We start from the raw sequence: 13,691 nt of genomic DNA, 5'->3' as shown, positions 1-13,691 counted from the left end.
CGGCAGCGAGCGCTCGGGGCGCCATGTCGGCAGTGGGATGTTGTTGACGGCGACCTGCGCCGGATCGGCGGCCGCGGCTTCCGCGATGGCTGCCGGATCGGACTTGCCGAAAGGCATGTTCGCCGGTGCCTGAGCCGTCGCCACTGCCTGTTCGGTGGTGGCCGTCGCATCCGCCGTGGCGAAGGGAACATTCTCAGGCGGCTGCGCGCCGACATCGGCCTTCGGCCGCGGCGCGAAATCGGGCAGCGGTATTTCCTTGGCCGGCAGCGCCGCGATAATCGTCTCCGGCGTGTCCTTCTCCGGTTCCGGAGCCTGCTCGTCGGCAACCTGCGGAATGTCGGCGCGTTGGGCATTCTCAGGGGCCACGATGGCGATGCCAGGCACGTTGCTGCTCTTGGCGGCGGCGGCCGGCTTCAGATTTCTAGCCTTGGGCGCAGGTGCGGCCGAAGCGGTCTCCACGTCGGCGCTGTCGTCGGCCTCGTCGTCGCCACCGCCGCCGAACAACGCAGAGAGAAACCCGCCGGATTTCTTGCCGCTGCCGCCGGCGCTGGCCATCTCGATATTCGGTGTGCCGGAACCCTTGCGTGATTGGTAGGAGGCCAGCGCCTGTTCATAGCCGGGCAGCGGCCGGCCGTCGCTCGGCACATGCAGCGTCTTGCCATTGGGGAACAGGCTGACCAGTTCCTGGCGGCTGATGCCGGGCCAGTGGCGCACATTGCCGACATCCATGTGGACGAACGGCGAACCGGAGGTCGGGTAATAGCCGACGCCACCGCCCTGCATCTTGAGGCCGATGTTGCGCAGCTTCTTTAGCGGCACGCCGGGAATATAGAAATCCATCGCCTTGCCAAGCATATGCTGGCTCTTCTCGGCGACACCGCGGCTGCGGCTGCGCAGCATTGAATTGGTCGAGGGCGAGCGGTAGCCGCAGACGACCTGGATATAATCGGTGGCGCCGCTTTCGCGATAAGCCTCCCAGACCAGATCCAGCAGACGCGGGTCCATCTTGGTCGGCTCGTTGCGGCGCCAGTCGCGCAGGATGATGTTGATCTTTCTCAGGCCCTCGGGAACGTAGCGGCCATTGCGCTTGTAGACGATCTCTGCCTTCTCGTGCGTGTGGAGGTGGTAGAGCTTTAGCGAACGAACTTCGGCCTGGGCGCCCGTGGCGGCCGCGGCAACAAAACCAAATGCGACAATCACCGCCGCCAACCATCTCGGCCAGACGCTCAAATGATAGTGCCGCCCGTTTGTGAGTCGTTCGATTCTGTTCAAATCAAAAGGCCTTGCAGGCTGCCGTTTGTCCCCGGATTTGCCCAAACGGACGTGTCGTTTTCACATCCGAATATCGATCCTAATGGTTAATCATCGCTTATTGAAGCTGAAATGCGGTAACACCGTGGCGATATCCCGTCAAAAATTGTCCGCGCGGTTTCTTGGTAAACCGCTGGTTTAGATCAGGATTCCGGCTTTGGCCGAACACGATCTGTTACCACTGGCCTCAATGCGTGAACAATACCCACATCGAGTGCCGCCTCCGACCCGCGATAGTCCGGGAAGGCACTCTGTCAGCCCACATAATGACGAGGGAAGCTGGTCCCGGCCTTGCGGTTCAGGATGCAAGCCTGTCGACGCGGCCGGTTTCCGGGTCGATGCCGTATTCCTTGAGCTTGCGGTAAAGCGTCGAGCGGCCGATGCCGAGCCGGCGGGCGACCTCACTCATCTGGCCGTTGTAGTGATCGATGGCGAGCTTGATCATTTCGAGTTCGACATCGGCCAGCGCACGCACATTGCCGCGCTCGTCGAGCGCCCGCAGCGTGCCGAAGCGGGGCTGCGCCCCGGCCGGCTGCACAGTTGCCGGAGCGGTCTCGTCGGGCACGACGTCCTCGTCGCGCGGCGCCAGCGGCGGCGCAGCGCCGCTTGCTTCGAACGTGTCGTCCACCTCAAGATTGACAGTGCCTTCCACCTGCGCGCGGATCTGCGGGAAATCATCGGCGGTCAGCACATCGCCTTCGCACAGCACCGATGCGCGGAAGACGGCGTTTTCGAGCTGCCGGATGTTGCCAGGCCAGTCATAGGCCTGCAGCACCGCGAGTGCCGCCGCCGAAATGCCTTTCAGCCGATGGCGCGGGTCCGCGGGCGCCACCTTTTCCATGAAATGCGTGACCAGATGGGGAATGTCGTCGCGGCGGTCGCGCAGCGGCGGCACGAAGATCGGGTAGACGTTGAGCCGGTAGAACAGATCCTCGCGGAACTTGCCGTCCTTGACCTGCTGCAGGAGGTTGCGGTGCGTCGCCGAAATCAGCCGGATGTCGACCTTGACGGTCGAGCGGCCGCCGACCGGATCGACCTCGCCCTCCTGGACGGCGCGCAGCAGCTTGACCTGGACGTCGAGCGGCAGGTCGCCGATCTCGTCGAGGAACAGCGTGCCGGAATGCGCCTCGACGAATTTGCCGGTGTGCTTGTCGGTGGCGCCGGTGAACGAGCCTTTCTCGTGGCCGAACAGGATGGATTCCACCAGATTGTCGGGGATGGCGCCGCAATTGACGGTGACGAACGGTTTCGAGCGGCGGTCGCCGCTGCCCTGGATGGCACGCGCCACCAGCTCCTTGCCGACACCGGATTCGCCCTCGATCAGGATCGGGATGTTGGAGGCCGCCGCTTTCTGGCCGAGGCGTATCACCTTGTCCATGGCCGGACTGTGGGTGATCATGTCCCTGAAGGTCAGCAGCCCGCCGCGTTTGCGCGACGTGCGCTTGACCTCGCCCTCGACCGCCTCGACCTTGAGCGCATTGGAAATCGAGGCCTGCAGCCTGTCGGGCGAAGCCGGCTTGACGACGAAATCGAAAGCGCCGTGGCGCATCGCCGAAACCACGGTTTCGATGCCGCCCTGTGCGGTCTGCACGATGACGGGCACGCTGATGTCGCGCTCGCGCATCGCCTTCAGCACGCCGATGCCGTCGAGACCGGGCATGACAAGGTCGAGGATCACGACCGAGACATCGCGGGCGCCAGGCCCGTCGAGGACTTCGAGGCCGGCGGCACCGCCATCGGCGATGATTGCGATATGGCCGAACCGCGTCACCGCCGCCTCGAGCAGCCGGCGCTGCACGGGATCGTCATCGACTATGAGTATGGAACCTGTCATGACTGTCTTGGTTTGCCCGAGCCCGAATTCCCCATGGATCATCTTGGCACAGGGTTCTAAATAAGGTTTCAAAAAACCCGGTGAACGAATTCCTTAGGATTTGACCGGCTTCTCCATTCCCGTTGAGTCTGGCACTTGATTCAACTCAGGCCACTTGATTCAAAGAAGGTATGTCGATGCGCATGATGTTTGATCGGATTGCGGCGCCAGCGTCCGGTCAGGGTGCGGCGGCCGCGCTTGGCGATCTGCCGGAATGGAACCTCGCCGATCTTTATGCCGGCATAGCGGCGCCGGAACTGAAGCGCGACATTGCCAAAGCGGCCGCCGACGCCATCGTATTCGAGGCCCGCTGGAAAGGCACGCTAGCCGCCGAGGCCGGGCGCGGCAGCGCCGGCAGGCTGGGCGAGGCGCTTGCCGCCTACGAGGCACTCGAGGAACTGATCGGCCGCATCGTCTCCTATGCCGGCCTCGTCTATGCCGGCAACACCGCCGATCCGCAGCGCGCCAAGCTCTATGGCGACATCCAGGAGAAGATGACCGACGCCAGCGCGCATCTTCTGTTCTTCGCGCTCGAGCTGAACCTGATCGACGATGCGGCGATCGAAGGCGCGCTGGCCAGCGACCCCGCCTTCGGGCATTACCGCCCGTGGGTGCTCGATCTGCGCATGGACAAGCCTTATCAGCTCGAGGACCGCGTCGAGCAGCTTTTCCACGAAAAATCGATCACCGGGCGCGGCGCCTGGAACCGCCTGTTCGACGAGACGATGACCGATCTTCGCTTCGATGTCGACGGCGAGGAATTGACGCTGGAGCCGGCCCTCAACCGGCTGCAGGATGCCGATGGCGAGGTTCGCCGGCGCGCCTCGGAGGCATTGGCCACGACCTTCCGCAAGAATTTGCGCATCTTCACGCTGATCACCAACACGCTGGCCAAGGACAAGGAAATTTCGGACCGCTGGCGCGGTTTCGAGGACATCGCCGATTCACGCCACCTCGCCAACCGCGTCGAGCGCGGCGTGGTCGATGCGCTCGCCACCGCGGTGCGTGAGGCCTATCCGCGCCTGTCGCACCGCTACTACGCCATGAAGGCGCGCTGGCTCGGCATGGAGGTGATGAACCACTGGGACCGCAACGCGCCCTTGCCGGAGACGCCGCAGGCGGTGATCGGCTGGGACGAGGCCAGGAACACCGTGCTGTCGGCCTATCACCGCTTCTCGCCCGAGATGGCCGAGATCGCGCGCACCTTCTTCGACCGCAACTGGATCGACGCGCCGGTGCGTCCGGGCAAGTCTCCCGGCGCCTTTGCCCACCCGACCGTGCCATCGGCTCACCCCTATGTGCTGCTCAACTACATGGGCAAGCCGCGCGACGTGATGACGCTGGCGCATGAACTCGGGCACGGCGTGCATCAGGTGCTGGCCGCCGGCCAGGGCGCGCTGATGGCCTCGACGCCGCTGACTCTGGCGGAGACGGCATCCGTCTTCGGCGAGATGCTGACCTTCCGCTCGCTGCTCGAGCGGACCACCGACCGGCGCGAGCGCAAAGCCATGCTCGCCCAGAAGGTCGAGGACATGATCAACACGGTGGTACGCCAGATCGCCTTCTATGAATTCGAGCGCAAGGTGCATGCCGAGCGTCGCAACGGTGAATTGACATCCGACAGGCTCGGCCAGTTCTGGCTGGAGGTGCAAGCCGAGAGCCTGGGGCCGGCGATCAAGTTGCGCGAGGGTTACGAGGTGTTCTGGACCTACATCCCTCATTTCATCCACTCGCCCTTCTACGTCTATGCCTATGCGTTCGGCGACTGTCTGGTCAACTCGCTCTATGCGGTCTACCAGAATGCCGAGCGCGGCTTTCAGGACAAATATTTCGAGATGCTGCGTGCCGGCGGCACCAAGCATCATTCGGAGCTTCTGGCGCCTTTCGGTCTCGACGCCACCGACCCCGCCTTCTGGCAGATCGGGCTCGCCGTGATCGGCGGCCTGATCGACGAACTGGAAACGCTGGACGATTGAGTCGCCTCTCGCCCGGCAAGAACAGTTTAGCCGGAATGCATGTTTGGGCCGCGCTATTCTTGCCCTAAATATTTGTTCTTGAAGAACTCTCCACGGACGTTTTCCCATAGCTTTCCGCAAGCTCTATGGTAGCTTTCCCTTTAAGCTCAGCCGGAGCGCATGCGGATCGGCGAGGGAAAGTCCCGGCCGGCCGTGCGCTCAGGCGAACGCGACGACGGCCGTTGGCCATGGGCAGGCAAAGCCGATCGCCGACAGCTCGAACCGAAGCCGGCTGTTCCGCGAACCGCGGAACCATCATCGAGTAGTCCTGCGCCGAAGGTCTTGACCCACGGCAGACGGATCTGACTGGAGAGAGACAATGGGCACTTTTTTCTACGTGATCCTGGCGTTCCTGGTAGGCGTGTTGGTCGGCTGGTTCATCTGGGGGCGTCTGCGCGGTGAACTCGACAGTTTGCGCGGCGACGTCGATCGCACCCGCAGCGAGCGCGACAAGCTGCGCGCCGACAGCGACCGCCTGACCGGCGAACTCAATGCATGCGGCAAGACCCGCTCCGATCTCGAGCGTCAGCTGCGCGAGGCGCAGGCCTCGTCGGGCGCTGGCGGAGCAAAGGCGTCAAGTCAACCACCGGCAGCTCTGATGTCGACGCCTGCCGTTGGCAAATCCGCTCCGGCGACAGCCAAGCCAGCCGCCGCGAAGGCCGCCCCGGCAAAGACGGCGCCGAAGCCCGCGGCGGCCAAATCCGCAACCGCTTCGGCAGCGGTGCCCAAGGCTTCGCCGACCAAGGCTCCAGCGACCAAAACTCCGGCGAAGACCTCGGCCGCGCCCAAGGCAGCGCCCGCCGCAAAGAAGGCCGCAACAGCAGCAGCCAAGCCGGCGTCGGGCAAGCCCGACAATCTGCGCCGGCTGATCGGCATCGGCCCGGTCAACGAAAAGCTGCTCAAGGCGCAAGGCGTTACCAGCTTCGCCCAGATCGCCGCCTGGACATCAGCCGACATCAAGCGGATCGAGGACGTCATGAACTTCGACGGCCGCATCGCGCGCGAACGCTGGATCGAGCAGGCCAAGCTGCTCGCCGCCGGCAACGAGGCCGAATTCGCCAGGCAGTTTCCGACTGCCGGAACCGCCAGCAACACCTGAGCGATGGATACAGGGACGATGTCACGGCGGCGCCAAGGGCGCCGCCGCTTTCTTTTTGATCGCAAGGTTCGATGCGGCAAAGGTCGGCTTTGAGGGACAGCGTGCCGTTCCCTCGATTGCGTGCGCCCGGCCCCCCATATAGAGCGATCGTCGGCTACATCGATCCCGGTTCCCATGTCCCTGCCAGCCGCAATTTTCCGCAACGACGAAAGCGCGCGCCAGCTCGTTTTCGAGCGGCCGGCCGATGTTATCGTCGCGCATGAGGCCAAGGATTTCCCGGCCGCGTTGCAAGCAGCGCAGGCCGCGCACGACGCCGGCAAATGGCTCGCCGGCTATTTCTCCTACGAGGCCGGTTACCTGCTCGAGCCGAAACTCGTTCCCCTGCTCCCGGGCCGGCGCCGGGCCCCGCTGGTCTGCCTCGGGGTCTTCGATGCTCCCGATGAAGAGGCGGTGCCGCCGCCAAGCACGCCGACCAACGGCCCGATCTTCGATGCAAGGGCGACGTGGTCGTTCGAGGACTACGAGAAGCGGTTCTCGCGGCTGCACCGGCACATCAGGCAAGGCGATTGCTACCAGGGCAACCTCACCTTTCCGGTGCACGCGCAATGGTCCGGCGATCCGCTCGCCGCCTTCGACGCGCTGACCGAACGCCAGCCGGTGAAATATGGCGCGCTGGTCGCGCTCGGCGATCCAATCGTTCTGTCGCGCTCGCCCGAACTGTTCTTCGAGATCGATGCGGCGGGGAGGATCGAGACGCACCCGATGAAGGGTACCGCACCGCGCGGCGCGACAAGGGACGAGGACGAGCGGCAGAAGAATTTCCTGCGCAACGACGAGAAGAACCAGGCCGAGAACCGGATGATCGTCGATCTCCTGCGCAACGACATATCGCTGATCAGCGAGGTCGGCACGCTGGAGGTACCGGAACTGTTCCGCATCGAGACCTACCCGACCGTGCACCAGATGGTGAGCGACGTCAGGGCCCAGCTGCTGCCCGGCCTCTCGATACGCCAGATCTTCGCGGCGCTGTTTCCCTGCGGCTCGATCACCGGCGCGCCGAAGATCCGCGCCATGGAGATCCTGCACGATCTGGAAGGCACGCCCCGCGACGTCTATTGCGGCGCCATCGGTTGGATCGCGCCCGGCGGCACGATGCGCTTTTCCGTGGCGATCCGTACCATCTCGCTCTTTGCCAGCGGCGAGGCCGTCTACAATGTCGGCGGCGGCATCGTCTTCGATTCGGTCGCGGAAGAGGAGTACCAGGAATGTCTGCTCAAAGCCCGCTTCGCGACGGGGACGCCGCCGATTTCGAGCTGATCGAGACCATGCGCTGGGAACCCGCCTCGGGTTTCCTGCGCCTCGATCGCCATCTTGCGCGTCTTTATGGATCGGCGGCGGAACTGGGCTTCAGCCATGATCCGCAAAAGGTCGGCGAAGCCCTGAGTGGCGCGGTCGATCGATCACCCATCGCCATGCGCACGCGGCTCGCTCTGTCGCGCGATGGCGCGGCCAACGCCTCGGCGCAGCCCTATGAACCGCTTGCCGCCGACAAGGTGTGGGCGCTGCGGCTGGCACGGACGAGGCTCGATTCGAGCAACATGCTGCTGCGCCACAAAACCAGCCGGCGGCAGCTCTACATCCATGCCCGCTCCGAATATCTCATCACCCAGGCCGATGAGGTGTTGCTGGCCAACGAGCGCGGCGAAATCTGCGAAGGCACGATCACCAATGTCTTCGCCGATTTCGGCGACGGCATCCTGGCGACGCCCCGGCTCGATTGCGGCCTGCTGCCTGGCGTATTGCGCGCGGTGCTTCTGGATGAAGGCCGCGCCACTGAAGCGATCTACAGCTTGGATGACCTGAAATCCGCCAAGGCGCTGTTCGTCGGCAATTCGCTGCGCGGGCTGATCCCCGCCAGGCTGGCGTGACCCAAGCCCGGAGAATGCAATGTTCGTCGTGTCGCTGAACTACAAGGTGCCGCTCACCGAGATCGACCGCTTGGCGCCAGGCCATATCGAATGGCTGGAAGCCTGTTATGCCGAAGGCATCTTCGTTGCGTCCGGGCCCAAGCGGCCAAGAACCGGCGGCGTCATCATCGCACGCTGCTCCCGCGAAGTGCTCGATGCCAGGTTGGCAGCCGATCCTTTCGCCCAGGCGGGCGCCGCCGACTACGACATCACCGAATTCACGGCGCGGATGACCGCCGCCGGTTTGGGCTCGTTCAAAGAGGCATGAGTTTCCGGCAACCTACCCACACACCCTATGACGGCTCGTCGAAACTCTTCACCATCGGGCTGAAGCCGCTCGACCCCGCGAACTGGATCGAGGTCGACGGTCACCTGCTGCCCTATCTCGCCGAAAAGCGCCGGCTCTATGACGAAATCCCCGCGCGCGTCTTCGTCGAGGAGGACGGCACGCGCGCTGCCCAGCAAGAGGTGCTCGACTTGCTCGGCGCCTACCTGCGGGAAAGATTTCCCGACACCCACCGGCGCAGCGATGCGGGCGTTGCGGTCGTGGGCACGACGAGCCATCCCGCCATCCCTTCCAGCCTCGCCGGCGCTCCGTTGGTCGCGGCCTCGCTGCTGGTCCAGGAAGACCTGATCCTCATGCGGCGGGGCGAAGACGGCTGGCGTCTGGCCGCGGGTTCGCTGTGTTTCCCCTCGTCCTGGGCGCTTACCGAAAAATTCGGCAAGCCGCTGCAGCGGATCCATGAGCCGGTGCCGGGCTTCGGCCCGGGCACAAGGCCGGCCGATCTCATCAACCGAATGTTCGATGGCCTGCAGGGCCAGGCCGTCGAGCGTTACAATTGGTCGATCCAGTCAGGCGACGCGCTCTACCATCCGCTGTCCAATGTCGAGCGCATCGACCGCGCCACCAGCCGGCCGACGCGTTTCCCCGACGGTGACGTCAAGGCGCACGCCTTCATCCGCGTCGAACGTCAGACGCTGCGCAAACTGCCGGCTTCGCGCGATATCCTGTTCACCATCCGCATTCATCTCGACCCGCTCGCCGTGCTGGCGCGGCACCCGGAACGGGCAACGCTGGCGGTCTCCTTCGCCGACCAGCTCAATGCGCTGGACCAGACGCAGCTTGACTACAAGGGGCTGACGTCGGATCGCGATCGGCTGACTGCTGTCCTTAACCACATGGCGAAGGACGCGTAGTCGCGGGTTGGCGGTTTTCGCTGGTTTATGACAATGATCTGTGATGTAGCGCATGGCCGTTGAGCGAAAATGCCCGGTTTTTGCAAGCGGTTGCTCGGTCTTTGCACGTCGTTGCCGGGCTTTTGCACGCAGTTGAAGGAGTGCTCGATAAAATGGCGAATGAAAACTGGCCCGTTTACGGTGAGATCACCGGCCCCGTGGTGATGATCGGCTTTGGTTCGATCGGACACGGAACGCTGCCGCTCATCGAACGCCATTTCAAGTTCGACAAGTCGCGCATGACGGTCATCGATCCGCGCGATACCGATCGCAAGCTGCTCGACGAGCGCGGCATCACCTTCGTCCAGGAAGCGGTGACCGAGAAGAATTACAAGAAGCTTTTGACGCCGCTGCTGACCAATGGCGGTGGCCAGGGCTTTTGCGTCAACCTGTCGGTTGACACCGGCTCGGTGGACCTGATGCGACTCTGCCGCAAGCTCGGCGTGCTTTACATCGACACCGTCGTCGAGCCCTGGCTTGGCTTCTATTTCGACGCCAAGGCCGACAATGCCAGCCGCACCAACTATGCGTTGCGCGAGGCGCTGCTCAAGGAAAAGCACGACAAGCCCGGCGGCGCCACCGCCGTCTCCACCTGCGGTGCCAATCCCGGCATGGTGTCCTGGTTCGTCAAGCAGGCGCTGGTCAATCTGGCCACCGATCTTGGCATGGAGTTCTCCGAGCCGGCGCAGGAAGACCGCGAGGGCTGGGGGAAACTGATGAAGAAGGCCGGGGTCAAGGGCATCCACATCGCCGAACGCGACACCCAGCGCACCAAGAAGCCCAAGCCGATGGATGTGTTCTGGAACACTTGGTCGGTCGAGGGCTTCATCTCCGAGGGATTGCAGCCGGCCGAGCTCGGCTGGGGCACGCATGAGACCTGGATGCCCAAGAACGGCAAGAAGCACAAGCACGGCTCCAAGGCCGCGATCTATCTGGAGCAGCCTGGCGCCAACACCCGCGTGCGCTCCTGGTGCCCGACGCCGGGACCGCAATATGGCCTGCTGGTGACGCACAACGAGGCGATCTCGATCGCCGATTTCTTCACCGTGCACTCCAAGAAGGGCAAGGTTCAATACCGCCCGACGTGCCACTACGCCTATCATCCCTGCAACGATGCCATGCTGTCGCTGGACGAGATGTTCGGTGCCGCCGGCAAGCCGCAGCCGGTGCACCACGTGCTCGACGAGAACGAACTGGTCGACGGTGTCGACGAACTCGGCGTCCTGCTCTATGGCCACGACAAGAATGCCTACTGGTACGGTTCCCAGCTGTCGCTTGCCGAGGCGCGCAAGCTGGCCCCCTATCAGAACGCCACCGGCATGCAGGTCACCTCGGCGGTTCTGGCCGGCATGGTCTGGGCGCTGGAAAATCCAGCCGCCGGCATCGTCGAGGCCGACGAGATGGACTATAAGCGCTGCCTGGACGTGCAGTCGCCCTATCTCGGACCGGTCAAGGGCTACTATACCGACTGGACGCCGCTCGACAGACGCCCGGGCCTTTTCCCGGAAGACCTCGACCGCAGCGACCCGTGGCAATTCCGCAACATCCTCGTCCGATAGCATCACCCGGACCATGTGTCATTGCCTTGCAATCGCCCGGAAATCGGGCGATTGAAGGGATGCGGCCTGGGGTGGCGATGTGCGTCCGTTGGACGCTTGAAGCATACCCCAGCACTTTGGACGTTCGCGTCGTGCTTCCCAGAAATCGGCCCGATTTTTGGACCGACGCGTTTGGAGAGGATTTCATATGACGATTGCGCGCAAAGTTCTTTCGATGGGTATGGCGGGTGCCCTTGCCTCGATGCTTGCTGCCTGTGCCACCAGCGGTCCCGACCAGCCGCCGATGGCTGCCACGCCGAAAGGCGTCGAAGGTTCCTGGATCGATGCCAAGGGTACCGGCCTGTCGACCTTCACCGGCGGCGGCACCTTCACGACCGTCGCCACCGACACGGGACAGAAGCTTGCCGACGGCAGCTACACGATGACCGGCGCCACGTCGGTGCAGATCAACGGCACCTCGCTGATCCGCCAAACCCCGGTGAGCTTCAATTGCCTGATGGTGTCTACCAGCCAGCTCAACTGCACCAGCTCCGCCGGCCAGAATTTCGTGCTGACGCGGCGCACCTGAACCCGGCGAACATTCCAGTCACAAAGGACGGCGGCCGCTTGGTCGCCGTCCTTTTTGCGCCTGGAAATACCGCCGCATTTCCGCTTGCGTCAGCCGGAACGCGATGGGAACATGATCGAAACGCTGGCTGTAATATCCCAGTCAAGCAAGGGCGTTAGACGCGTCCGATCAGCCTACCGGGAGACGAAGATGAAGAAGCTTGCCGCCATTGCCGCCCTTTCCGCGTCGACGCTTGGCCTGTCGGCCGGGGCATCCTTTGCCGACTACACACTGAACATCCTGCACATCAATGACTGGCACAGCCGCATCGAAGGCAACAACAAATATGAGTCGACCTGCTCTGCTGAGGAGGAGGCCAAGGGCGAGTGCATCGGCGGCGCCGGCCGGCTGATCACCGCCATCGCCCAGGAACGCAAAAAGCTGGAAGGCCAGAACGTGTTGCTGCTCAGCGCCGGCGACAATTTCCAAGGCTCGCTGTTCTACACGACGTACAAGGGCAAGGTCGAAGGCGAGTTCCTCAACGACATGAAGTTCGACGCCATGGCGCTCGGCAACCATGAGTTCGACGACGGCGAAACGGCGTTGGCGCCGTTCCTCGACATGATCAAGTTCCCGGTTCTCGGCGCCAACGTCAAGGCAAACGCGCAGTCCAAGCTCGGCGACCGCGTCAAGCCGTCGATCGTGGTCGAGGTCGGCGGCCAGAAGATCGGCATCATCGGCGCCGTCACCAACGACACGCCCGAACTCGCCTCCCCCGGCCCCAACATCACAATAGAGGACGACGTCAAGTCGATCACGGCCGAAGTCGAGAAACTCAAGGGAGAAGGCGTCAACAAGATCATCGCCGTCACCCATATAGGTTACAACAGGGAACGCGACATCATTGCCAAGATCCCCGGCATCGATGTCGTGGTCGGCGGCCACAGCCACACGCTGCTATCGAACACCGATCCGAAGGCGGCTGGCCCCTACCCGACGATGGTCGACAACCCTGGCGGCTACAAGGTTCCGGTGGTGCAGGCGGCGTCCTATTCGAAATATCTCGGCGAATTCAAGGTGGTGTTCGACGACAATGGCGTCGTCAAATCGGCGAGCGGCGACCCGATCTATCTCGACAAGTCGATCACGCCCGATCCCGCGGTGCTCGCCCGCATCAAGGAACTCGGCGCGCCGATCGAGGCGCTGAAGAACAAGGAAGTGGCCGAGACCACCGACGTGATCGACGGCAGCCGCGAAAGCTGCCGCGCCAAGGAATGCGAGATGGGCAATCTCGTCTCCGACGCCATACTCGACCGCGTCAAGGGACAGGGCGTCGAGATCGTCATCTCCAACGGTGGCGGCCTGCGCGCCTCGATCGACAAGGGCACCGTCACCATGGGCGAGGTGCTGACCGTGCTGCCGTTCCAGAACACGTTGGCGACCTTCCAGATTTCCGGCAAGGATCTGGTCGCCGGGCTCGAAGCCGGTCTCAGCCAGATCGAGGACGGCGCCGGCCGCTTCCCGCAGGTCGCGGGGCTCAAATATTCCTTCGACAAGTCGGTCGCGCCCAATGCCGGCCGCGTGAAGTCGGTGGAGGTGATGGAAAACGGCGCCTGGACGCCGATCAATCCCGACGAGGATTATCTGGTCGCCACCAACAACTATGTCCGCCAGGGCGGCGACGGCTACAAGGTCTTCGCCGAAAAGGCCAGGAATGCCTATGATTACGGCCCTGGCCTCGAACAGGTCGTCGCCGACTATCTCGGCGCGCACCGGCCTTATACGCCAAAGCTCGACGGCCGTATCACCGAGATCGCCGCGACGACAGCGGCAGCTCCCGCCGCCGAGCCGGCCAAGCCCGCCGAACCAGCAAAGCCCGCGGAGACCGCACCGGTCGCGCCGGCACCGGGCAAAGCCGCCGCACCGTCCACACCGGCGATGCCCGAACTTCCTTCCAACTTCCGCGATTACGCCAACAGGCCCCCAGCCCTATTGACGGAAACGGCAACGTCGCCGCCGGCACCCGTCCACCCGGCCAAGCCTCCCCAGACCGCCCACTCCCCGGCCGCCGCCGCTTCGGGCGC

Annotated in this window: 11 protein-coding genes; 9 read left to right on the top strand and 2 right to left on the bottom strand. The window is 63.8% G+C overall.

All coding sequences use genetic code 11. The features are described from left to right. Positions 1-1,230, bottom strand: a 1,230-nt coding sequence (locus O7A61_RS27820) for a DUF882 domain-containing protein (RefSeq protein ID WP_337132501.1), incomplete at its 3' end; no start/stop codon positions are given. A gap of 379 nt (positions 1,231-1,609) precedes the next feature. Next, entirely contained in the window at positions 1,610-3,145 is a 1,536-nt protein-coding gene (locus tag O7A61_RS27815; RefSeq protein WP_337132500.1) for a sigma-54-dependent transcriptional regulator, read from the bottom strand. Between the two features lie 176 nt (positions 3,146-3,321). Here O7A61_RS27815 and O7A61_RS27810 point away from each other — a divergent pair, with 176 nt between their 5' ends. The 9 genes from O7A61_RS27810 to O7A61_RS27770 all read left to right on the top strand — a co-directional run. Further along, a complete protein-coding gene (locus tag O7A61_RS27810) occupies positions 3,322-5,160 on the top strand; it encodes a M3 family oligoendopeptidase (protein ID WP_337132499.1) in 1,839 nt (612 codons plus the stop codon). A gap of 358 nt (positions 5,161-5,518) precedes the next feature. Next, positions 5,519-6,298, top strand: a complete 780-nt coding sequence (locus tag O7A61_RS27805; protein ID WP_337132498.1) for a proton-conducting membrane transporter — start codon at positions 5,519-5,521, stop codon at positions 6,296-6,298. A 162-nt stretch (positions 6,299-6,460) separates the two neighbouring features. After that, complete coding sequence (locus O7A61_RS27800) at positions 6,461-7,615, top strand: aminodeoxychorismate synthase component I (RefSeq protein WP_442921124.1); 1,155 nt, start codon at positions 6,461-6,463, stop codon at positions 7,613-7,615. Further along, entirely contained in the window at positions 7,564-8,226 is a 663-nt protein-coding gene (locus tag O7A61_RS27795; protein ID WP_337132496.1) for an aminotransferase class IV family protein, read from the top strand. Before O7A61_RS27800 ends, O7A61_RS27795 begins: the two co-directional genes overlap by 52 nt. A gap of 19 nt (positions 8,227-8,245) precedes the next feature. Continuing rightward, positions 8,246-8,533 (top strand): YciI family protein, encoded by a 288-nt coding sequence (locus O7A61_RS27790; protein WP_140712786.1) that lies wholly within the window; start codon positions 8,246-8,248, stop codon positions 8,531-8,533. After that, positions 8,530-9,462, top strand: a complete 933-nt coding sequence (locus O7A61_RS27785; protein WP_337132495.1) for a heme-dependent oxidative N-demethylase family protein — start codon at positions 8,530-8,532, stop codon at positions 9,460-9,462. The genes O7A61_RS27790 and O7A61_RS27785 overlap by 4 nt, the downstream gene beginning before the upstream one ends. Positions 9,463-9,614: 152 nt before the next feature. Then, complete coding sequence (locus tag O7A61_RS27780) at positions 9,615-11,060, top strand: homospermidine synthase (protein WP_337132494.1); 1,446 nt, start codon at positions 9,615-9,617, stop codon at positions 11,058-11,060. Between the two features lie 187 nt (positions 11,061-11,247). Beyond that, positions 11,248-11,628 (top strand): hypothetical protein, encoded by a 381-nt coding sequence (locus O7A61_RS27775; RefSeq protein ID WP_027146250.1) that lies wholly within the window; start codon positions 11,248-11,250, stop codon positions 11,626-11,628. A gap of 189 nt (positions 11,629-11,817) precedes the next feature. After that, positions 11,818-13,691: bifunctional metallophosphatase/5'-nucleotidase (locus O7A61_RS27770; RefSeq protein WP_337132493.1), on the top strand; the 1,874-nt coding region annotated here is incomplete at its 3' end.

The sequence above is a fragment of the Mesorhizobium sp. Cs1321R2N1 genome, from assembly GCF_037179725.1.
In the GTDB taxonomy this organism is placed as follows: domain Bacteria; phylum Pseudomonadota; class Alphaproteobacteria; order Rhizobiales; family Rhizobiaceae; genus Mesorhizobium; species Mesorhizobium salmacidum.
This window is presented reverse-complemented; position numbering and strand designations above follow the sequence as displayed.

Bases quoted from the DNA above. Each gene is read 5' to 3' on its own strand.
- O7A61_RS27815 (WP_337132500.1), bottom strand. From the start codon at position 3,145: ATGACAGGTTCCATACTCATAGTCGATGACGATCCCGTGCAGCGCCGG.
- O7A61_RS27810 (WP_337132499.1), top strand. From the start codon at position 3,322: ATGCGCATGATGTTTGATCGGATTGCGGCGCCAGCGTCCGGTCAGGGT.
- O7A61_RS27805 (WP_337132498.1), top strand. From the start codon at position 5,519: ATGGGCACTTTTTTCTACGTGATCCTGGCGTTCCTGGTAGGCGTGTTG.
- O7A61_RS27795 (WP_337132496.1), top strand. From the start codon at position 7,564: ATGTCTGCTCAAAGCCCGCTTCGCGACGGGGACGCCGCCGATTTCGAG.
- O7A61_RS27790 (WP_140712786.1), top strand. From the start codon at position 8,246: ATGTTCGTCGTGTCGCTGAACTACAAGGTGCCGCTCACCGAGATCGAC.
- O7A61_RS27785 (WP_337132495.1), top strand. From the start codon at position 8,530: ATGAGTTTCCGGCAACCTACCCACACACCCTATGACGGCTCGTCGAAA.
- O7A61_RS27780 (WP_337132494.1), top strand. From the start codon at position 9,615: ATGGCGAATGAAAACTGGCCCGTTTACGGTGAGATCACCGGCCCCGTG.
- O7A61_RS27775 (WP_027146250.1), top strand. From the start codon at position 11,248: ATGACGATTGCGCGCAAAGTTCTTTCGATGGGTATGGCGGGTGCCCTT.